The sequence below is a fragment of the Halomonas sp. HAL1 genome, from assembly GCF_030544485.1.
Classification (GTDB): domain Bacteria; phylum Pseudomonadota; class Gammaproteobacteria; order Pseudomonadales; family Halomonadaceae; genus Vreelandella; species Vreelandella arctica.
Map to the genome: position 1 here is coordinate 3,346,794 of NZ_CP130610.1, position 18,799 is coordinate 3,365,592.

Annotated in this window: 18 protein-coding genes; 6 read left to right on the forward strand and 12 right to left on the reverse strand. The window is 55.0% G+C overall.

Annotated features, from left to right (window positions below; translation table 11 throughout):
- Positions 1 to 6: 6 nt before the first annotated feature.
- The 6 genes from Q3Y66_RS15670 to Q3Y66_RS15695 form a co-directional block, all read right to left on the reverse strand.
- Positions 7 to 765, reverse strand: a complete 759-nt coding sequence (locus Q3Y66_RS15670; protein WP_008957562.1) for a winged helix-turn-helix domain-containing protein — start codon at positions 763 to 765, stop codon at positions 7 to 9.
- A 474-nt stretch (positions 766 to 1,239) separates the two neighbouring features.
- Positions 1,240 to 1,419 carry a PLDc N-terminal domain-containing protein gene (locus tag Q3Y66_RS15675; RefSeq protein ID WP_008957563.1) on the reverse strand — a complete coding sequence of 60 codons (180 nt, stop codon included), beginning with the start codon at positions 1,417 to 1,419 and terminating at the stop codon, positions 1,240 to 1,242.
- 72 nt (positions 1,420 to 1,491) lie between these two features.
- Positions 1,492 to 2,019, reverse strand: a complete 528-nt coding sequence (locus Q3Y66_RS15680; RefSeq protein ID WP_008957564.1) for a TIGR02281 family clan AA aspartic protease — start codon at positions 2,017 to 2,019, stop codon at positions 1,492 to 1,494.
- A 52-nt stretch (positions 2,020 to 2,071) separates the two neighbouring features.
- A complete protein-coding gene (locus Q3Y66_RS15685; protein ID WP_008957565.1) occupies positions 2,072 to 3,421 on the reverse strand; it encodes an MFS transporter in 1,350 nt (449 codons plus the stop codon).
- A gap of 218 nt (positions 3,422 to 3,639) precedes the next feature.
- Positions 3,640 to 3,786, reverse strand: coding sequence for a hypothetical protein (locus Q3Y66_RS15690; protein WP_008957566.1), 147 nt, complete (start codon positions 3,784 to 3,786; stop codon positions 3,640 to 3,642).
- A 78-nt stretch (positions 3,787 to 3,864) separates the two neighbouring features.
- Complete coding sequence (locus Q3Y66_RS15695; protein ID WP_008957567.1) at positions 3,865 to 5,490, reverse strand: BCCT family transporter; 1,626 nt, start codon at positions 5,488 to 5,490, stop codon at positions 3,865 to 3,867.
- Positions 5,491 to 5,718: 228 nt separating this feature from the next.
- Between Q3Y66_RS15695 and Q3Y66_RS15700 the strand changes: the two genes are divergently transcribed.
- The gene (locus tag Q3Y66_RS15700; protein ID WP_008957568.1) at positions 5,719 to 6,093 is read left to right on the forward strand and encodes a hypothetical protein; all 375 of its coding nucleotides are present in this window, start codon (positions 5,719 to 5,721) and stop codon (positions 6,091 to 6,093) included.
- Between the two features lie 27 nt (positions 6,094 to 6,120).
- Here the strand turns inward: Q3Y66_RS15700 and Q3Y66_RS15705 are convergent, their stop codons facing one another.
- The 6 genes from Q3Y66_RS15705 to Q3Y66_RS15730 all read right to left on the reverse strand — a co-directional run bounded on the left by Q3Y66_RS15705 (position 6,121) and on the right by Q3Y66_RS15730 (position 12,998).
- Positions 6,121 to 7,014: an AEC family transporter gene (locus Q3Y66_RS15705; protein WP_035586703.1), complete on the reverse strand. Its 894-nt coding sequence runs from the start codon at positions 7,012 to 7,014 to the stop codon at positions 6,121 to 6,123.
- Positions 7,015 to 7,081: 67 nt separating this feature from the next.
- A complete protein-coding gene (gene glnE / locus Q3Y66_RS15710) occupies positions 7,082 to 10,054 on the reverse strand; it encodes a bifunctional [glutamate--ammonia ligase]-adenylyl-L-tyrosine phosphorylase/[glutamate--ammonia-ligase] adenylyltransferase (protein ID WP_008957570.1) in 2,973 nt (990 codons plus the stop codon).
- Between the two features lie 49 nt (positions 10,055 to 10,103).
- Positions 10,104 to 10,475, reverse strand: a complete 372-nt coding sequence (locus tag Q3Y66_RS15715) for a diacylglycerol kinase (RefSeq protein ID WP_008957571.1) — start codon at positions 10,473 to 10,475, stop codon at positions 10,104 to 10,106.
- 34 nt (positions 10,476 to 10,509) lie between these two features.
- Positions 10,510 to 11,997 carry a D-alanyl-D-alanine carboxypeptidase/D-alanyl-D-alanine-endopeptidase gene (gene dacB / locus Q3Y66_RS15720; RefSeq protein ID WP_008957572.1) on the reverse strand — a complete coding sequence of 496 codons (1,488 nt, stop codon included), beginning with the start codon at positions 11,995 to 11,997 and terminating at the stop codon, positions 10,510 to 10,512.
- A gap of 9 nt (positions 11,998 to 12,006) precedes the next feature.
- The gene (locus Q3Y66_RS15725; protein ID WP_008957573.1) at positions 12,007 to 12,336 is read right to left on the reverse strand and encodes a multidrug efflux SMR transporter; all 330 of its coding nucleotides are present in this window, start codon (positions 12,334 to 12,336) and stop codon (positions 12,007 to 12,009) included.
- Positions 12,333 to 12,998, reverse strand: coding sequence for a tRNA (guanosine(46)-N(7))-methyltransferase TrmB (locus tag Q3Y66_RS15730; RefSeq protein WP_008957574.1), 666 nt, complete (start codon positions 12,996 to 12,998; stop codon positions 12,333 to 12,335). The genes Q3Y66_RS15725 and Q3Y66_RS15730 overlap by 4 nt, the downstream gene beginning before the upstream one ends.
- Positions 12,999 to 13,252: 254 nt before the next feature.
- On the opposite strand from Q3Y66_RS15730, the gene Q3Y66_RS15735 reads away from it, so the two are divergent.
- From Q3Y66_RS15735 to Q3Y66_RS15755, 5 genes are all read left to right on the forward strand, one after another.
- On the forward strand, positions 13,253 to 15,133 hold the full coding sequence (locus Q3Y66_RS15735; protein WP_035586708.1) for a beta-ketoacyl synthase: 1,881 nt from the start codon (positions 13,253 to 13,255) through the stop codon (positions 15,131 to 15,133).
- Complete coding sequence (gene coaD / locus Q3Y66_RS15740; RefSeq protein WP_008957576.1) at positions 15,133 to 15,627, forward strand: pantetheine-phosphate adenylyltransferase; 495 nt, start codon at positions 15,133 to 15,135, stop codon at positions 15,625 to 15,627. Before Q3Y66_RS15735 ends, coaD begins: the two co-directional genes overlap by 1 nt.
- 72 nt (positions 15,628 to 15,699) lie before the next feature.
- Positions 15,700 to 15,948: a YfhL family 4Fe-4S dicluster ferredoxin gene (locus Q3Y66_RS15745; protein ID WP_008957577.1), complete on the forward strand. Its 249-nt coding sequence runs from the start codon at positions 15,700 to 15,702 to the stop codon at positions 15,946 to 15,948.
- 5 nt (positions 15,949 to 15,953) lie between these two features.
- Positions 15,954 to 17,258: an MATE family efflux transporter gene (locus Q3Y66_RS15750; protein ID WP_008957578.1), complete on the forward strand. Its 1,305-nt coding sequence runs from the start codon at positions 15,954 to 15,956 to the stop codon at positions 17,256 to 17,258.
- A gap of 146 nt (positions 17,259 to 17,404) precedes the next feature.
- On the forward strand, positions 17,405 to 18,715 hold the full coding sequence (locus Q3Y66_RS15755; RefSeq protein WP_008957579.1) for a short-chain fatty acid transporter: 1,311 nt from the start codon (positions 17,405 to 17,407) through the stop codon (positions 18,713 to 18,715).
- The last annotated feature ends 84 nt before the right edge of the window (positions 18,716 to 18,799 follow it).

Genomic DNA, 18,799 nt, shown 5'->3' on the forward strand with positions numbered 1-18,799 from the left:
GAATGATCAACTGTCTTTAACGAAGAGATAACCTTTACTGCGCACGGTTTTAATCCGGTGAGGCTGATTAGGATCATCGCCAATTTTAGGCCGGATACGCGACACACGAACATCAATAGAGCGGTCCTGTCCGTCGTACTTAATTCCCCGTAGATCACTGAATATCTCCTCACGGGTAAGCACCCGACCGGCATTACGGCCCAACAGCCACAGCAGGTCAAACTCAGCGCTGGTTAGGTCGATACGCTCCCCAGAGAGCCAGGCTTCGCGGGTCGCGTTATCAATCTCTAGGTTTTCAAAGCGCAACCGCATTTCACCATCTGGTGCAGGCCCGTCGGCACGGCGTAGCAGTGCTCGCATACGCGCCAGCAGTACCCGCGGTTGAACGGGTTTCGGCACATAGTCATCAGCGCCCATCTCAAGCCCCAAGACTTGATCCAGATCGTCAGTGCGCGCGGTCAGCATCATAATCGGGCCAGCAAAGTTAGGTCTAACGCGGCGGCAAATAGCCAAACCATCTTCACCTGGCAGCATTAGATCTAAAATGACTAAATCGGGCTGCAGGGTTAAAATACGGTCAACCCCTTTCGCCCCATCAGCTTCCAGCGTTACTTGAAAGCCATTCGCTTCCAAGTAATCGCGGGTAAGTTCGGCCAAGCGCTGATCATCTTCAATGATCAGGACATGATCTTGATCGGGATAGTCAGGCATGACAGGCTCTTGCGACTCAAGCGCCTGAAATTGCTGTTCCAAATGATCTACCATCCTCTTTTTGCACTCCGCTTAGGCTGTTTATTTTTTCACCCGCTCACCCAGTAACAACGCAGGTGACCTATTGTTGGCTCTCAGGATAACTCAAAACCATCGAAACACCCGCTTCTGTCGTTGCCATTGCGCTTATTGATGGGCACGGAAGGCTTGACACTTGATTCTCACAGCAACGAGAGCTAATGTATAAACGCTAACTGTCGACAATTTGACAGAGGAACCTGCCATGGGAAGTAGCAAAACGAAAAGTGTTATTAAACGTGTTTACATTCCAACCCAAGTGCGCGACCTGCCCAACGGGGAAAAGTTAAAAATACCCGGGCATTATAAAGCACCACCCGGTGAAGGAAACGACACAATTGAGTAATGCTCTATTGAGTAGCCCTTTATTCAGTGAGTAAGCCTCAAATTAACAAAAAGGCAGGCCATCACAGGCCTGCCTTTTTCATTTTATCGCACTCAGCTAGGCCGCTATCCCTTCGGACCAAACAAGAACCACGCAATCAAACCGATCAATGGGAAGAACAGTAATACTAGAATCCAGATCAGTTTAGCAAAACCACCTGCGTCGCTTTTGGCCACTTTGACGATGGCCCAAATAACGATAACAAGCCAAATTAGTCCTAACAATCCACCTACTTCAATGCCCATAGCAACTCCTTAGCGTGTTGGCACTCATTTCTGTTTAACTCTTGCTATTAACTCCACCTTCACCAGCTGAACTCACTGCTCTGGAAGGCTCAGCACCATCTCACCTGCCTGTATTTCAATCGACAAGAGGTTCAAAAAACTCATGCCGAGCAGGACGGTGTCGCGATCCATGCCAGGGCTAATAGACCCCTGTACATTTTGCACTTTTAACCCGCCCAGGGAAACCTCATCCAGTTCGGTTAAGGTACCTTCTACTCGGCCATTGGCGGTATTAAACCAAGCGCTGCGCCCCGGCGCCAAGCCCAGCTCATCGGCCAAAGCGGCCGATACCGCCACATAAGTGGCGCCCGTGTCGAGCAAAAAGGTGACGGGCTCACCATTAATTCGGCCGGGCGCCTCAAAATGACCAGCACGATTACGCTTTAAGGTAATCGGTTCACCCGCAGGCAAGGTATGCACGATGTTGGCGTTGGGGCGCATCATCTCCTCCAGGCCACCGTGTATCCACCACGTCCCAACGGCCATTAACAGCACCCAAAACAACAGCATCATGACGATGCCACCACGCTGTGCTATTGGCGTTGCTGTCTGCGTCACCATCGTTCACCTCGCAGAGGTAGGGGCGTAGGGGCGTAGGGGCACCCAGATATCCCTATTGTGTGTTTTCCCAGGCAAGCGCAGCCTCCCGGCCGCGGCGCTCGTTGACCTTAGCGCAAATTAGCATCGCGATAACGAACAAGGCCACACATAATAGAATAGACGCCTGCAAGCCAATGAGCGTTTGCAACACACCCAGCATGACGATACCAAACACCCCCGCCAACTTATTGGCCAACCCCCAGAAACCGAAAAACTCAGCTGATTTTTCCAGCGGTGAAAATAGACCAACCAATGCCCGGCTGGCAGATTGGCTAGAACCAAGGCTCAGCCCCGCCAAGCAACCCACTACCAAGAATACGTACTGGGCCTGCCACTGCACCTCAAACTGTTCGTTGATCCACTGGGTAAGTTCCGGGGTTGCCCAGATGGCAATAATCGCCAGCACCCAAAGCGCCAACGTCATCTGGTAAGTGTGCTTGGCGCCTAGCCGATCCTGTAACCAGCCAAATCCTAACGCCCCCGCCGCCGCGGTGACTTGAACAATAATAAACATGATATTGCGTACGCTCTCGTCCCAACCAATCACCTGGGCACCATAGATGAATGCAAACGCGATAATGATGTAAACACCCGCCATCGAGAACAGCAGCGAAATCAAAAACACGGTCAAGTCTTTGAAATAACGCAACTCATGCAGTGTAGACGTGACGCGACGCACGGCAATATGGCGATAAGAGACGCCGCGAGGCTGGGGCGTACCACGCTCTTTTAACCATAAAAAAGTGGGAATGGCGGTAATCAAGAAAAAGCCGGCGGCAAAGGGACCCACCCAGCGTATACGTTCAAAATTATCCGCGCTTGCCTCACCCAGCACCACCAGAGTAAAGCCTGCCGCAAATAGCCCGCCAATGTAGCCTAACGCCCAGCCAAAGCCGGAAATTTTACCCAGCGACTCTGGCGGCCCAAGTTCAGGCAAAAAGGCGGCTATAAACGACTCCCCCATGGAATAAGCGTAGTTAGACAGCACAATTAATAGCAGGCCAATAATGACGTAGCCGGGTTCAACAAAGTACAGCATGGCCGTCGTGACCACGGTGGCAAGATAGCTGATGAGCAGAAAACGCTTTTTCTCAGCCCGGTAGTCCATCACCGCGCCACACAAGGGGGCCGTGATCACTACCATCAAATAGCTGATGGCCAGACCAAGGCTCCATAAGAAGTTGGCAAGTCGGAAGTTATCACCCCGATCCCCGACGATGACCGTAGTAAATAGCTCGCCAAAGACCACGGTAATTATCAGAAGCGTGTAAGCCTGATTGGCAAAATCAAACATCGCCCAGCCGAAAATCTCTCGACGCGATGCGTAGCCATTCATCGCCTTAGCAGTAGTAGCAGGCAGCATTAGTTTACTCTCACAGAGGAAGTCGTAAGCCTAGCAGGTGGAGCCAGCAATATGCCACGGCTTGCGTTGTCATATTAGAGAAGGTGAATATTAACCTAGTTAGCTTACCAAACGTCGGGGCCGGAACCGGGTAGAGACACGCAAACGCCCGGCTTAAAAAAGCCGGGCGTTGTGACACGACCCTTGCGAAGAACTAGCTTAGCAAAGAGCTAACAGCGTCAGAGCAACCAGTGGGCAGCCACCGCGGCCAAGCCAATGACCATGGCCGTCAGTACGGCTACGGTCACTACCCGGTCAAGCCAACGATCAAAGGCAACCCCTTTGGGCTGCCTTCGCGTTGCGCCATGGCGTCCTTGCCGAGCCATTAGCCTGTTCGCTCCATGTATCGTGCTCCTGAAATAGCAAGCTCCCGCAACAAAAAAGCTTGCCTGTCCCTAGCGATGCTAGCTATTAATGCGCCGGTTGACCACATTGGGGGCACGACGAAGACGCTCTTCCTCCCCTAATAGCTCGGCTTCAAAGGCGTCAGCCCCCACTGGCGTTTCCCCATGGCGGCGATAAAGCTGCGTCAGCATCGCCTTGCGGTCCGCGCGCAGTTCCTGCACTAAAACAAACACCATCATATACAGAATAAAGGTGAAAGGCAGTGCCGACAGCACCGATGCGGATTGCAGCCCCGTTAAACCACCGGATGCAATCAGTGTCAGGCAGATGGCAGCGATCAGCACACCCCAAATGACGCGCTTATAGAGCGGCGGATTGATCGAACCATTATCGGTCATTTGCGCCACGATATACGAGGCCGAGTCAGCGGACGTGACCAAGAAAATAAAAATCAACATCATCGCGACAACCGACAGCGCGCCCGTAAAGGGCATCAGCTCAAACATCTCAAACAGTGCGACCGTTATATTGTCCTGAGTCGCGGCAGCTAGGCCGATATCGGTACCATTCAACTCCATGTGCAATGCCGCGCCACCGAACACGCCAATCCACAAACAGGCGAGCAGCGGCGGTACGAACAGCACCCCAAACACATACTCTTGGATGGTACGTCCGCGGGATACGCGGGCAATAAAGGTACCCACAAACGGCGACCAGGCGATTACCCAGGCCCAGTAGAAAATCGTCCAGCTGCTTGCCCACTCGTTATCGCTATAGGGGGAAATACGCAGGCTCATACCGATAAAGTTCTGCAGGTAATCGCCAATGCCCACCGTAATGGTTTCTAATATCGCCACGGTAGGGCCAGTGAACAATACATACAGCATCAACCCAATACACAAAATCATATTGAGGTTAGAAAGACGTTTGATGCCTTTATCCAAGCCCGACCAGGTCGATGCCATATAAGCGCAGAACATGACGAACAGAATCACAAACTGCCAAAAACCGTTTTCTGGCAGGCCGAACACGGCGTTTAAGCCGCCATTCATCTGCAGCACCCCCAATCCAAGCGACGTAGCGACCCCCATGACCGTGGCAACCACCGCAAAGACATCCAACCAGGAAGCATAAGGGCGAATTTTAGGATTTTTAGCCGTTATCGACGACAACACCGAAGATACCAGCCCTGCCTGCCCTTTGCGGAACTGGAAATAGGCAATGATCAACCCCACAATCGAGAAGGCTGCCCACTGATGAATGCCCCAGTTAAAGTAGCTGTATTGAATCGCATAACGGGCGGCAGCTTCCGTTTCAGCGGTTCTGTCGCCATAGGGGGGCTCTATAAAGTGAAACATGGGTTCAGCCATGCCATAGAACACCAGCCCGACACCAAAACCAGCGGCCAGTAGCATGCTGATCCACGAGAAAAACGTATAGTTGGGGCGGCTGTCCTGAGGTCCTAAACGCACTTTGCCGTATTTACTCAGTGCCAAACCAAAAAGAAAAATCACAAAGCCAAAGACAGAAAATAGATAAAACCACCCAAATAACTCGGTAACGGTCGTCAGCGCTCCCTCTGCCGCGTTGGCAAATCCTTCAGGAAATGACGCCCCGACAACTACCAAGCCAAAAATAATCACCACTGATGCGATGAATACCGACTTGCCTCCATGATTAGCCATATAACCGTCCTGTTAGATGAGCTCTGTTTAGATAAGCACTGCGTACTAAGCGCATGCTTGTACAGCCAAACTTGTTTTGTACAGCTTAATGGTAACAGTTGGAAAACCTAATCGCACTGCCAGTGGAGCATGCCCCGCCGACGACGACGCATTTCGTCCTGTCGCCATGCAGTGAACTTGCTAGACCAACTATGTTCCAATGGGTGCGAATAACCGATGGAGGCTCTCATGCCACAGATGAATCGCGACCAACGCAACGCAGCATGGCAAGCGGCAAACCAATGGCGTGCCCGTGCAGCGCAAACCCAACCCACCGGCCTAGCAGGTAGCTTAAAGCTGCTGTTTACGTGGTTGGCCTTTGGCGCGTTGATGATAGTAGGTGTGGTACTCGGCCTATTTTTCTTATTGATTGGCTGGGCAATGATGCCGTTTATGCGTCATAAAATGAAAAAGCGTATGGAGCAAATGCGTGCTCAGCAGGCACAGGATATCGGCGGCGGTTATTCTCACGGAAATACCTCTACGAACAGCCGCCCAGGTCATCAGGATGCATTAGAAGGGCACTATAAAGTTAAAGACAGTGAAGTTAAAAATGATCGTTAAGTAGATAGTCACTGATTGCGCCGCCTGTTAAAGCGGCGCATGTATCCACGTAAATGTTGCCGCTAGCGTTAGCGGCATGACCACCAAACTCCCCAGGTTGCCAATCAGGACCAGCGACGCCACCTTTTGTGGTGCTAGCTGGTACTGCTCTGCCACCAAATAATTCAATACCGCGGGCGGTAACGCTGCAAACACCAGCAGTACGGCCATTTGCATGTCATTAAGTGGTAGTAGCCACATTAATGGCAACGCAATCACTAACCCCGACAACGGACAGAGCACCGCCCCAAGCACCCCCGTGCGCCAATCGCTAAAGTCAATTTCCAGCAGCCGCACCCCTAGCGCAAATAGCATTAAGGGTATACATACTTCGCCCAGCATACGCATAGCCTCCAGCAGCCAGCCCGGTAGCGGCAGCCCACTGGTGTTCACCGCCAGCCCCGCCAAGCTCGCCAACACGATAGGCATGCGCAGCATCCGCCATAGCGAAGTACGCGGGTTTAGCATATAAAGCCCTACCGAGAAGTGCAGCAGCATCTCAACAATAAACACCACTACGGCGGCAGGCAGCGCGTCAGGGCCGAATGCGAGTACCAGTAACGGCACCCCCATATTGCCTGAATTGTTGAACATCATAGGGGGAAGAAAGGTTTTAATATCCAGCTTAAGCCACTTAGCCACCGGCAACAGCACAATCCCCGACCCCAGCACCACCGCAACAGCTGCCGTAGCAAGCCAGGCGTATTCAGCAAGTGGCGCCTGACGGTCAGCCAGCACGGCGAATACCAGTAGGGGAACGAACAGCTCCATATTGAGCGTATTAAGGCTGCGAATGTCTGGTGTCCGGTAGCGTCCATAGGCAGCGCCACAACCGGTAATTAAAAACACGGGCAATAGCGTGGCCAGGATATGTCCAATCATGCGGGCCATCCCGCCTGACTCCATGGCTTCATTGTTCCTTCCTAGTCAGAGTGACCCGTTTGCCGGGCTAGTTATTATCAGTGGCTGGTGGCTCAAGAAAGCGCTGCCAGAGCGCGGTGACGATATCGCGATGTTCCCTAAACTCTTCCCCATCGGTGAGCGCTTTTTCACCGGTGAGCGCCGCTCGATGGGTAGCGCTGCGATAGGCCAGGTAAGCTTCTCTCAGTCGCTCCGCTTCTTCATAAGGTAAGTACCCACTCTCCGTCAGGCTCTCTAAAATACGGATATTGTCACTATACGTCAGTAGCGCGGGGGTTTGGTGAGCGAGCGCTAACACCGCGTATTGGCAGAGAAACTCAATATCCACCATACCGCCCGCATCTTGCTTAATGTTAAACGTATCACTGGTCGCTTTACTGCCCAGATGATCGCGCATTTTCTGGCGCATTTTGACCACTTCTTCGCGCAGCGCGGCTTTATCACGCTCATTGCCTAAAATATCGCCGCGCAGCTGGGCGAATTTTTCGGCCAGCACATCGCTCCCCGCCACGACACGGGCGCGCACCAACGCTTGGTGTTCCCACGTCCAGGCGTTCTGCCGCTGATAGTCTGCAAAGGCTTTAAGCGATGTCACCAATAGCCCTGAATTCCCCGAAGGCCGTAGACGCATATCCACTTCATAAAGCGTGCCGGTGGGGGTTATCGCGGTAAGCAGGTGAATAATACGCTGGCCCAAGCGGGTGAAAAATACGGGGGTATCAATGGGCCGTGGGCCATCCGTCGCGCCTTGACCATCGCTATCATGCAGGAAAACAAGATCTAAATCGGAGCTGTAGCCCAGCTCAATGCCGCCCAGCTTGCCGTAGCCGACAATCAGAAAGGCTGCCTCGCGGGTATTCAGACCATCAGGAACGCCATGCTTGCGGGTAATATGTTTCCACGCCATGGCCAGTACGGCATCAAGGATGACTTCGGCGATGAACGTTAAGTAATCACTTACTTTCATCAGGTGCCGAGTGCCCATGATATCTGACGCCGCCACATGAAGCGTTTGCGCGTGCTTAAAGACACGCAGCGCCTCCAGTTGCGCCTCTTCGTCATCCTCTGGCAAGCGGTTCAGCGTTTGACGTAGCTCATCGGCCAGGCGCGCTTTATCGGCTGGAGTGTAGAGCGTTTCCGGGGTCAACAGCTCGTCGAGTAGGATGGGGTAACGTGCCAGCTGTTCGGCGATCCAGGGGCTGGAAGCACACAAGCGCATCAGGTGTTCAAGCGCCTGAGGGTTTTCGCGCAGCAGGGCAAGGTAAGCGGTACGCCGTAAGACGGACTCAATCAGCGGCTGCACCCGCGCCAGCGCGGTATCCGGCGCCTCGTTGTCGGCCACGGCATCCAGTAGTAGCGGCATTAACGCATCCAACCGTTCAAAGCCAATCCGCTGCATGCTTTGCACTTGCCGGGAGTGGTAAAGACTCTGCAGTCGCTTTAAGGCTTTTTCCGGCGCATTAAAGCCCGCCTCGGCAAGGTGCGCAGTGGCCTCCTCCGCCTCTAGCTCGCCGCGCCAAATCAGTCGCCACTGGGCCAAGCCAAGCTGGCTGTCATCGTTGGCCTCATCCACGTCCTCTTCAGGGTCCGCGATCACTGCATCAAAGTGCTGGCGCACGCGCTCGCGCACTTCATCAAGCTGGGCAATCAGCCCCGGCCAGTCTTCATGGCCCATGGCGAAGGCTACCCGCTCACGGTCGCTGTCATCGCTGGGTAGGGTTTGCGTCTGGCGGTCTTCCAGCGCTTGAAGAGCGTGTTCAACGTCGCGCAGAAAAGCGTAATCAGGCAACAACTCATCAACCACTTCTTGCGGCAACAGGCCCAGCTCGGGCAAGCGATTGAGCGCGGTTTTCAGCGATGTCACCTGCAGCTCGGTATCACGACCGCCGCGAATCAGCTGGAACGCCTGTACCACAAATTCAACTTCGCGAATGCCGCCGGGGCCGAGCTTGATATTGCTCTGCATACCTTTGCGCTTCACTTCGCGGTTAATCATCGCTTTCAACTCACGCAGCGACTCAATCGCGCCGAAATCAAGATATTTGCGATACACAAAGGGGCGCAGCCCGGCCAGCAACTCATCACCTGCGTCTAAATCACCCGCCACAGGGCGCGCTTTCAGCATTGCGTAGCGCTCCCACTCGCGGCCTTGGTCCTGGTAGTAGCTGGAGAGCATGGAAAAACTGCCCACCAGCGGCCCGCCGTCGCCTAAAGGCCGTAAGCGCATATCAACGCGGAAGGCGAAACCGTCCGCCGTGATAGCATCTAGAGCACCGATGAGCTTTTGGCCAAGCTTGGTAAAGTACTCCTGGTGCTCTAAGGGCTTGCGCCCGCCCTGGGTTTCGCCTTTTTCGGGGAAGGCAAAGATCAGATCAATATCGGAGGAGAGATTCAGCTCACCCGCACCCAGCTTGCCCATACCCAGCACAACCAAGCGCTGGGGCGAGCCGTCTTTGCGTGGCGCGGGCTCACCCCAGCGCGGCGCATAAAATTGCTCAAGCCAACTCAACGCGGCTTCCAGGCAGATTTCGGCAAGCTCAGACACCGCCTTGGCGGTATCCCACATAACGTAGCCGGACGCACGATTAAGGTCACGCCAGATAATGCCGACCATCCGCTTGCGGCGAAAACGTCGAATCACCCGTTGCATGGCCTCTTCGTCGTCGGCGCTCTCAAGCGACTCGTTCAACCAGCTAGCCAGTTCATCCCGCCCAGGATTTGCGTCCAATTCACCGGCAATATCCAACTCAGCCAACCACTGGGGGTAGCGGGCCAGGGTATCCAGCGCGAAGGTTGAAATGGCCAACACTTTCGCAAGCGCCTCACGGCGCTGCTCAGAAAGCCCCTGCCAACTGCTTGAAGGCAGCTCTTGCTGGGTCATCTCAGCAATATTATCGGCTTGGGTCAGCGCCTCAATTAAGCGCTGCCAAGCGGCCTGGGTAGCTTTTTGTAACGACGCTGGCAGCGTCGACAACGGTAAAAAATCGTCGTTCACTTGCATAACTACCTCGCTGTCCAGCGTGTTAAAAATATTCAGCTCTTAAATCAGCTTAGCTATAAAACTTTTCCCAACCCAACAGCCCCCAGGTAAGGCCAGCCATCATCAGTGACAGCATAACAGCGGCGGAGCCAATATCCTTGGCCCGGCCAGAAAGCTCGTGGTGCTCAGTGCCAATGCGATCAACCACGTTTTCAATGGCACTATTAAGTAACTCTACGATCAGCACAAAAAACAGGCTACTTACCAATAGTAGCCAACTGATGATGCTGTCCCCTATCCACCAGGCAAAGGGGAGTAACAACGCAGTAATCACTACTTCTTGGCGAAAGGCTGCCTCGTTTCTAAACGCTGCCTTAAGCCCCTTCCACGAATAGCGCGTGGAGTGGACCAAATGGGTTAAACCGGTATGCCCTGGTTTCATGCAGGTCGCCTCACCTTGTGAGCGTAAAGGGAAATCAGTTCGCTAAAATCATGGCGTCTAGATCCAGTGATAATGGATCCAGCACCTCAGACCAGCTTAAATACGGCGTACTGCCGCTACCATTGACCATGACACTAAATACTCCCCAGCGTCCTTGCGCGGTGCGAAAATAGCCCGCCGCGGCGCGCACAGCAAAGGGTTGATTCAGGGTACCGGTTTTTAACATGACATTGTTTTGAAACGTGGTTGAGCCACGCCGAATAAAGCGCATCACGCCGTTGGCTGGCGATTGGAAGGCGGCCACAAAGCTTGGAAACAGCGCGCTCTGCCGAAACATGTCTTCCAGCATCACGTTAACCCCCTGAGCCGATGTGCGGTTTTCCGTAGTCAGCCCACTGCCGCTATACAACGTTAATGGCCCATGGCCGGGAAGACGCTGCACATAAGACTCAATGGCTTGGCCTGCCTGGCGTAACTGCGCCTGGGGCGTCTCGACCAGATCAAGCGCCAGCACATCGGCCATGTAGTTATTCGAGTAGTTCATAATGCGCAGCAATATTTCTTGCAGAGGCTGGCTATCGACGGCAGCCAAGCGCTGTGCCGTGCTGGGCGGCTGGGCCGAACTGACGCGCCACGGGTCGCGCACCTGAATCCCCGCCTGATTCAGCATGCCCATCAGCACTTGTGCAGTTTTCTCGGCCGCATCGCCCGCGCCACGATAAACATCACGGGCAGTGGCATTGGTCGAAATCTGTCCCGTCAGGCGCATCACGTCACCGCGTTCATCGGTGATGCGTTCAGCGCTAATCTCGGTACCACTATTGGCTGGGCGAGTAACGACTTGATTATCAATGGTGATCAGCGAGGTCTGACTATCGCACAGCCCTACCCGGGCTGGCTCACCTGCGCTAGCAGCGGGGGCGACATTGACACACCAACTACCGAAATTAACGCCAGCTGACGAAAGCGGTGCGCTGTAGGCGTTGGCGACCCGAGTGAGGGCATCGCAGCGGTCGGTAGTAATACAGTCAACCGGCCCAAACCGCCACTGGCTGACCACCAAAGCGCCATCAATTTCACGCACCCCGGCTAAGTGCAAACGCTGCACCAAGCGCCATAGGTTTTCCGTGGTCAGGCCGGGGTCGCCACCGCCCTCAAACACTAAATCGCCACGCAGCACACCGCCTTCAGCTCTGTCTTCAACCCTGCCCGAGCTAACTAGCTGGCTGGTAAAGCGATGCTGAGGACCAAAACGGTTCAGCGCCGCCGCCGCCAGGTATGCCTTGGTAACAGACGCGGGCGATAGCTGGCGCTCTGGATTAATGCTGCCCAACAGCGCATTGGCACCTGTGTCGGCGTCAAGCAGGCGCGCTTCAGCACTGATCGAGAAACCTTTGTTCTGCAGTTGGCTCAGGCGGCTGAAATCAGCGAACAGGCTGGCACTGGCACACAGTGCCAGCGAGGCAACCCCGGACACCAACGACCAGCGCCGCAGGCGCTTAACAGTAAAAAAAGACCCCATTAAATTACCTCAATGCACGTTCATTTTGGAAAACACTTGCAGCAGAACCACACCCGCCACAATCAGGCTAATCCCCAGTACCGCCGGTAAGTCGGGCTTTTCACCAAACACCACAATGCCGACCAAGGTGACCAGCACAATGCCCAGGCCCGCCCAAATCGCATAGGCGACCCCCACCGGCAGCGTGCGCAGCACCAAGCTGAGCAGATAAAAAGCGAGCCCGTAGCCCACCACCACCACAACGCTCGGCAATGGACGTGTAAAGCCCATAGAAGCCTTTAATGCACTCGTAGCAATGACTTCGGCCACAATCGCCAACACTAAATAAACAAACGTCATTTTCGCTCCAAATCAACCCATAACCGCCACAGCGTTTGGCCACTTTGAGCATACTTCGCCTCAAACGGTGTTAAATAGTCACCTTCAGGTACAAATTCAGCCACTGCCGCCTGCTTGCCGGTTACCTGCGCCACCACCAAGGCAAACTCTTCAACGTAAAGCGACCAATTTGAGCGCAGCTCAAGGTGCCCACCAAGCGCCAACAGTGTGGGTAAAACCGCATGACCATGCCAGCGCATTTTGAGATGCCCTGCTTTGGGGTAAGGGTTGGGGTAAAGCAAATAGTGATGCTCGGGTGCCCAGCCTGCCTGATAGGCCAAACGCCAGAAATCGACCAGATCCGCGCGCACTAGCAGTGCATTATGTGGCAGTTCACCGTGATCACGCCCCAAACGATCCTCACTGCGATCAATGCCAATCACGGCATGGCCGGGGAACTGCACCGCTAGTTGGCGTGTCGATACCCCGACGCCACAGCCGGAATCAAGTATCAGCGGCGCTTGACGGCTCGCCAGCCATTCAGCCGCCTGTGCAAAGTTGCGCTGCGTGTGTTCGGCGATCGGTTTACGTAATGGGTGCGTGAGCGCTCGGTTGACCCGGCGCGCCAAATCCTGATGCGGGCCCAGCTGATTAGACGTCACTGGTCGAGAATTATGCTGCATGCCATCTCTCGGCTGAAAAGCGTGATTCTATCAGTCTCAAGCGCTTGCGGCATGACGCCGTTGCGTGGCCGGTGCTATGATCACGCATTAGGTACTTATTTAAGCGCATCGCTTTGGTCATAATAGAGCTAGTTATAATTGACTTAGCTATAATTTAATTAGCTATGGTTGACTTAGAGCGTTGTCAATAATTGTTATTACCACCACCGCATCACGAGGAACCCGGCTTGTCACACTTACCGGTGATTGTCGGCATGGGCGGCATCAACCCTGCTGGCAGAACCTCTGGCTATCAGGCCTTCCGCCGCACTGTGCTTGATGCCCTCCCTGCTGACCAGCAACGCCAGACACTGGAAGGCTTGGCGGCGCTTATGCGCCTAGTAGAGCACTCCGAAAAGGGGTGGCAGGACAGTCAAGGCCAGCCCGTAGACGCCCCGGCTCTGTCGCTGCGTGATCAGGTATTGAACCATACCCTGATCCGTCGCAACGAAGACCCGCGTTTTCTCGCCCCTGGCCTACCGTCTAACCGCCAGGCCAGCATGCAGTTTGCTGAGCCGATGCGCTTTACCCTGCGCCGTCGTCAGCTGCCCGACAACCTGCCGGCCGACTGGCAGGTGCGCGATATTGATGCCCGCGAGGTAGAGGTCAGCGTGCCCGCCGGCGTACTAGAGGTATTGCTGCCCGACGCGCAGGTACCCAAGGTACGCGCAGCGGCGCAGTTGCCTAGCGGTTTTGACCCCGCCAGCCTTTATCGCAGCGTGCATCACCCGCGCGGTCTCTCACTAGCGGTGTTTGGTGCCAGTGATTGCCTGGGCGCCAGCGGTTTCTCCTGGGAAATACTCCGCCAACAGCTGAATCCAGACCATATTGCCGTGTACGCTGGCAACTCCATCGGCCAGTTGGATGACCAAGGCTGGGGCGGCTTGCTCAAAAGCCTGGTGACCGGCCAGCGCGCTACCTCCAAGCAGATGCCGCTAGGCTATGGCCAGATGCCCGCCGACTTTTTGAATGCCTATGTACTCGGCAGCGTCGGCGGGACCGGCGCGGCGCTAGGCGCCTGCGCCAGCTTTCTCTACAACCTGCGCCTGGGTATTGACGACATTCGTGCAGGGCGTCGCCGCGTGGTGATGGTCGGCACGGCAGATGCGCCGATTACGCCGGAAATCATCGAAGGCTTCCGGGCGATGGGCGCACTGGCTGACGATGCTGGATTAAAAGCGCTGGACGCGCTTGAGCTACTGACTGACAGCGACTACCAGCGCGCCTGCCGCCCGTTTGCCCGCAACTGTGGCTTTACCATGGCGGAAGCCAGCCAGTTTGTACTGCTGATGGACGACTCCCTGGCATTGGAGGTCGGTGCCGATATTCTGGGCGCGGTGCCTGAGGTGTTCGTCAACGCCGACGGCTATAAACGCTCGATTTCGGCGCCGGGTATCGGCAATTACATTACCCTCGGTAAAGCAGCTGCACTGGTGCGCGATATGCTCGGTGAAAAAGCCCTCAAAGAGCGCAGCTTTTTACACGCCCACGGCACCAGCACACCGAAAAACCGCATTACCGAGTCCCATGTATTCGATGAGATTGCCCGTGCCAACGGCATCAGCGACTGGCCAGTCGTGGCGATCAAAGCGTTTATCGGCCATTCGCAAGGTTCGGCGGCGGGCGATCAGTTGGCCAGTGCCCTGGGCAGCTTTGCCCACGACCTATTGCCGGGCATTCCTACGCTCGATGCCGTAGCCGACGATGTCTATGCCGAGCGGTTACGGTTTTCACAAACCACCCAGGCCTTCCGTGCTGATGCCTCTTTTATCAATGCCAAAGGGTTCGGCGGCAACAATGCCACCGGTGTTGTACTTTCGCCTGCGGTGACCGAACGCTTACTTGCCCAGCGCCATGGCGCAGCGGCGATCAGTGCCTGGAAAGCACGTCGTGAGGCCACCCGCGAAGCAGCGGCAAGCTACCTCGCTCAAGCTGACCATGGCCACTACGCGCCACGCTACCAGTTCGGTGAAGCAGTGCTGGAAGGCCCTGAGCTCGATATTCATGCCGACCGTATTCATATTCCCGGTTACGACCACGCGGTTTCGCTCACCAGTGACAATCCGTTTGGCCGTTTGGACGAGGAGACATCGTGATGAGCAGCGGCAAAATTAATATCGCCGTCTATCCAGGCACTTTCGACCCGATCACCAATGGCCACTTCGACCTCATTGAGCGCGGCGCGCGCATGTTCGACAAAATCGTTATCGCAGTGGCAGCGAGCCCAGGCAAAAGCCCCAATCTCGACCTGAAAACGCGCATGGAACTGATCAACAAGGTCTGTGCGTCGTTACCCAACGTGGAAGTCATCGGTTTTTCCACCCTGCTCACCACCATGATGCATGAGCAGGGAGCGACGATTATTCTGCGTGGCCTACGCGCGGTTTCCGATTTTGAGTATGAGCTGCAGCTTGCCAACATGAACCGGGCGCAAAATCCAGAACTGGAAAGTGTCTTTTTAACCCCAGCGGTTGAAAATTCATATATTTCTTCGACCATTGTGCGCGAGATTGCCAAGCTGGGCGGCGATGTTTCTCGCTTGGTGCATCCACAGGTCGCCGAAGCGCTACGTAAGCACTACACTAGCTAGCCAACGCCATTGTTGAGTAAAACACTCGGGTATTAGACAGCCCGAATGTGAACGTATACGCGAGGTATGCCCATGGCCCTGATGATTACCGACGAGTGCATTAACTGCGACGTCTGCGAGCCCGAATGCCCCAATGATGCGATCTCCCCCGGTGAGGAGATCTATGTCATCGACCCCAACCTATGCACCGAGTGCGTGGGCCACTATGACGAACCTCAGTGTCAGCAGGTTTGTCCGGTGGACTGTATCCCGCTTGACCCAGAGCGCCACGAAAGCCAAGAGCAGTTGATGAAGAAGTACCGCATCATCACGGCCGCTTAAGCCTAATGCGTATCTGGGCCCTCGCCTGGCCAATCATTCTTTCTAATATCACCGTTCCGCTACTTGGGTTGGTCGATACCGCCGTGGTCGGGCATCTGCCCGACTCTCGCTATCTGGCAGGCGTCACTCTGGGCGCCACGCTGTTCAGCTTTCTCTATTGGGGCTTTGGTTTCTTGCGCATGGGCACCACGGGATTAGTCGCACAAGCCATGGGCCGCGAGAGCGACACGGATGTGCGCAACCTGCTGGGGCAGTCGCTGATCATGGCGCTGGTGATTGGCTGCCTGCTGATTGTATTTGCCTCGCCGCTGATTACGTTAGGCTTGTGGCTATTGGATGGCAGTGGAGTAGCCACCGATTTAGCGCGTGAGTACGCCCACATCCGCCTCTGGTCTGCGCCCGCTGTACTCGCCAACTACGCCATTTTGGGCTGGTTTTTAGGCCAGCAAAATTCCCGCGTCACGCTAATGATTTTATTGCTGACTAACAGCGTTAATATCGTGCTGGATTTATGGTTTGTGGTGGGCCTGGGGATGACCAGTAACGGCGTGGCCTGGGCCAGCGTCATCGCCGACTACAGTGCATTAGCCTTCGGCAGCTATCTGGTACTGCGCCAATTAGCCAACCTGAACGGCCACTTTTTGCGCGAGCGCCTGCTGGCTCTGGCGGCCTACACCGCGCTGTTTAACGTCAACGCCAACCTCTTTGTGCGCACCCTCGGCCTGCTGTTTGCCATGGCTTTTTTTACCGCCCAGGGTGCCCGTCAGGGCGATACGGTGCTCGCCGCCAACGCTGTACTGCTGCAGTTCATTATGCTCACCAGCTATGCGCTAGATGGGTTTGCCCATGCCGCGGAATCACTGATCGGACGTGCTTATGGGCGCAAAGATTGGCGTGAGTTTGCGACCACCGTGCGCGCCGCTGCCGTTTTTTCATTCTGGACAGCGGGCGCAGCGGCTCTTCTGTTTGCGCTAGGCGGCAACGGCCTTATTGCCCTGCTCACCGGCCTTGAAGAGGTACGCGAGACCGCAGCGCACTATCTGCCGTGGATGGTGGCCATGCCGCTGATTGCGGTATGGAGCTACCTGCTTGATGGGGTATTTATTGGCACCACCGCCGTGCGTGAAATGCGTAACAGCATCTTTATCGGCCTCGCCGTCTACCTGCCCGCTTGGTGGTTAACCCAGGGGCTGGGCAATCATGGCCTGTGGCTGGCGTTTATGCTCTTTACGCTGGTTCGCTCGGCGGTACTCATTCACTACTATCGTCTTTACTACCACCGCCGCTACCGGTTAAGCCACTGGCGCTAAAACAAACACGTTGAGTAGCAACTGAGCTAATGTGAAATTAAGCGGGAAGCTTCAACGTGAAAAACAGCGCGCTCACCCGTATATTAGCTACGCACCTCCTAGACACTGACTAGGCACTTTCTAATAATGAATAAAGAGAGCATCTCATGCTTAAAATGATCTCAAAACCGGCCGTAAAGCTGGTGGAGCGCTATCTACCCGACCCGTACATTTTCGTTCTGCTGCTGACGTTAATCGCGTCGGTTGCCGCGATCGCCATTGAACGCCAAACACCGCTGGCGGTGCTGCGCTTCTGGGGCGATGGCTTCTGGGGTTTACTTACGTTCTCTATGCAGATGCTGCTGGTGTTAGTTACCGGTTTTATGCTGGCTAGCTCCCCGCCGGTAAAACGTATTCTGCAAAAAATCGCTGGTACGGCTAAAACGCCCGGTGGCGCCATCATTCTGGTGACGCTGGTTTCCTTGGCGGCCAGCTGGATTAACTGGGGGTTTGGTCTTGTGGTCGGCGCGCTGTTTGCTAAAGAGCTGGCCCGGCTGATTCGCGTTGACTATCGGCTCCTCGTTGCCAGTGCCTACTCGGGTTTTGTGGTGTGGCACGGCGGCTTGGCAGGTTCGATACCCTTGACCATCGCCACCGAAGGCCATTTTACCGCTGACCAGATTGGCGTCATTAGCACCGGCTCAACGATTTTCGCTTTCTTCAACCTCGCCATTGTGGTCTGCCTGTTTATCGCCATCCCACTGGTGAACCGTATGATGCTGCCGGATGAGAAGGATAGCGTCTACGTCGACCCCAGTGTGCTTAATGACGAGCCAGAGCCGGTAGGACGTATTACTCGTCCGGCAGAACGTCTTGAAAATAGTTTGACCCTCTCCCTACTCGTAGGCGTGCCAGGGGTGCTGTTCTTGCTTGATCACTTTTTGCTGCGCGGCGGCGGCTTGAACCTTAACGTCGTTAACTTCCTGTTTCTGTTCCTGGCTATTGTTCTACATCGTACGCCACGCAACCTTCTCACCAGTTTGAATGAAGCGATCAAAGGCGGCGCGGGGATTGTTATTCAGTTCCCTTTCTACGCTGGCATCATGGCCATCATGGTTCAATCAGGGCTGGCTGAAAGCATGTCTGAGTGGCTGATCTCATTTGCCACCGCCAGCTCGCTGCCCTTCTGGTCATTTATCAGCGCTGGGATTGTAAACCTGTTTGTCCCTTCTGGCGGCGGCCAATGGGCCGTACAAGCACCGGTGATGCTCCCTGCAGCTCAAGCGTTAGGTGCCGACATTTCACGGGTGGCCATGGCAGTCGCTTGGGGCGATGCCTGGACCAATTTGCTGCAACCCTTCTGGGCGCTACCGGTACTCGCTATTGCCGGGCTGAAAGCAAAAGACATTATGGGCTTCTGCCTTATTCAGCTATTTATAACCGGTATTATCATTTCAGTCGGGCTAGTGTGGTTTTAAAAAAGGTCTGGTTTTAAAAAACAGTCAATGACTGCCCGCCGCCCAGTTTGGCCAGCAACTGGGCGGCGGGCGGCGATAACAGAA

What these genes read in the sequence shown, in the direction of transcription:
- Q3Y66_RS15725 (WP_008957573.1), bottom strand. Translation starts at nt 12,336, where the DNA reads ATGACGTTTGTTTATTTAGTGTTGGCGATTGTGGCCGAAGTCATTGCT.
- Q3Y66_RS15705 (WP_035586703.1), bottom strand. Translation starts at nt 7,014, where the DNA reads ATGATTGGACATATCCTGGCCACGCTATTGCCCGTGTTTTTAATTACC.
- Q3Y66_RS15745 (WP_008957577.1), top strand. Translation starts at nt 15,700, where the DNA reads ATGGCCCTGATGATTACCGACGAGTGCATTAACTGCGACGTCTGCGAG.
- Q3Y66_RS15690 (WP_008957566.1), bottom strand. Translation starts at nt 3,786, where the DNA reads ATGGCTCGGCAAGGACGCCATGGCGCAACGCGAAGGCAGCCCAAAGGG.
- Q3Y66_RS15685 (WP_008957565.1), bottom strand. Translation starts at nt 3,421, where the DNA reads ATGCTGCCTGCTACTACTGCTAAGGCGATGAATGGCTACGCATCGCGT.
- coaD (WP_008957576.1), top strand. Translation starts at nt 15,133, where the DNA reads ATGAGCAGCGGCAAAATTAATATCGCCGTCTATCCAGGCACTTTCGAC.
- Q3Y66_RS15675 (WP_008957563.1), bottom strand. Translation starts at nt 1,419, where the DNA reads ATGGGCATTGAAGTAGGTGGATTGTTAGGACTAATTTGGCTTGTTATC.
- Q3Y66_RS15670 (WP_008957562.1), bottom strand. Translation starts at nt 765, where the DNA reads ATGGTAGATCATTTGGAACAGCAATTTCAGGCGCTTGAGTCGCAAGAG.
- Q3Y66_RS15700 (WP_008957568.1), top strand. Translation starts at nt 5,719, where the DNA reads ATGCCACAGATGAATCGCGACCAACGCAACGCAGCATGGCAAGCGGCA.
- Q3Y66_RS15680 (WP_008957564.1), bottom strand. Translation starts at nt 2,019, where the DNA reads ATGGTGACGCAGACAGCAACGCCAATAGCACAGCGTGGTGGCATCGTC.
- Q3Y66_RS15695 (WP_008957567.1), bottom strand. Translation starts at nt 5,490, where the DNA reads ATGGCTAATCATGGAGGCAAGTCGGTATTCATCGCATCAGTGGTGATT.
- Q3Y66_RS15755 (WP_008957579.1), top strand. Translation starts at nt 17,405, where the DNA reads ATGCTTAAAATGATCTCAAAACCGGCCGTAAAGCTGGTGGAGCGCTAT.
- Q3Y66_RS15735 (WP_035586708.1), top strand. Translation starts at nt 13,253, where the DNA reads ATGGGCGGCATCAACCCTGCTGGCAGAACCTCTGGCTATCAGGCCTTC.
- Q3Y66_RS15730 (WP_008957574.1), bottom strand. Translation starts at nt 12,998, where the DNA reads ATGCAGCATAATTCTCGACCAGTGACGTCTAATCAGCTGGGCCCGCAT.
- Q3Y66_RS15715 (WP_008957571.1), bottom strand. Translation starts at nt 10,475, where the DNA reads ATGAAACCAGGGCATACCGGTTTAACCCATTTGGTCCACTCCACGCGC.
- Q3Y66_RS15750 (WP_008957578.1), top strand. Translation starts at nt 15,954, where the DNA reads ATGCGTATCTGGGCCCTCGCCTGGCCAATCATTCTTTCTAATATCACC.
- dacB (WP_008957572.1), bottom strand. Translation starts at nt 11,997, where the DNA reads ATGGGGTCTTTTTTTACTGTTAAGCGCCTGCGGCGCTGGTCGTTGGTG.
- glnE (WP_008957570.1), bottom strand. Translation starts at nt 10,054, where the DNA reads ATGCAAGTGAACGACGATTTTTTACCGTTGTCGACGCTGCCAGCGTCG.